Below are 554 nucleotides of genomic sequence, written 5' to 3'. Positions count from 1 at the left end.
CTGAAATATGGGCGGGAGCTGCATTTTTGGGATTTCGAAAAACGCGAACCGGTCGAAAGCTTCTATTTGGGTGAAGACGGGCTGTTGCCACTGGAAGTTAAGTTCCACCATGACCCCGACAGCACGCATGGGTTCTGTGGCGCAGCTCTTTCGACCAATGTGATCCATTGGTGGCAAGACGATGCTAAAAAGTGGCGGTGGGAAAAGATCATCGATGTGGAAAACGAGATGCACCCCGAATGGCCGATCCCGTTGCCGGGGGTTATGTCGGCGATCCTGATCTCGATGGACGACAAATACTTGTACCTGAACAATTGGCTGCATGGAGATATGCGCCAGTATGACGTCACCGACCCGCATAATCCCAAGCTGACCGGGCAAGTGTTTATGGGGGGCCTTTTGGGTAAAGCTCCGATCGTTAACGGGGTCGAGGTCGCGGGTGGTCCACAAATGTTCCAGCTCTCTCTCGACGGACGAAGGCTTTATGTCACGACCTCGCTGTTCTCGACTTGGGATAACCAGTTCTATCCCGAGATCCGCGAAAAGGGCGGGGT

1 protein-coding gene is annotated in these 554 nt (G+C 53.8%); it reads left to right on the top strand.

What is annotated here, in order from left to right:
• Nucleotides 1-554: selenium-binding protein SBP56-related protein (locus ACR0CG_RS24155; RefSeq protein ID WP_480528066.1), on the top strand; the 554-nt coding region annotated here is incomplete at both ends.

Source organism: Ruegeria sp. AB8, from assembly GCF_056542605.1.
The sequence above is the reverse complement of the archived record's forward strand: the minus strand, read 5'-3'. Positions and strand labels throughout refer to the sequence as shown.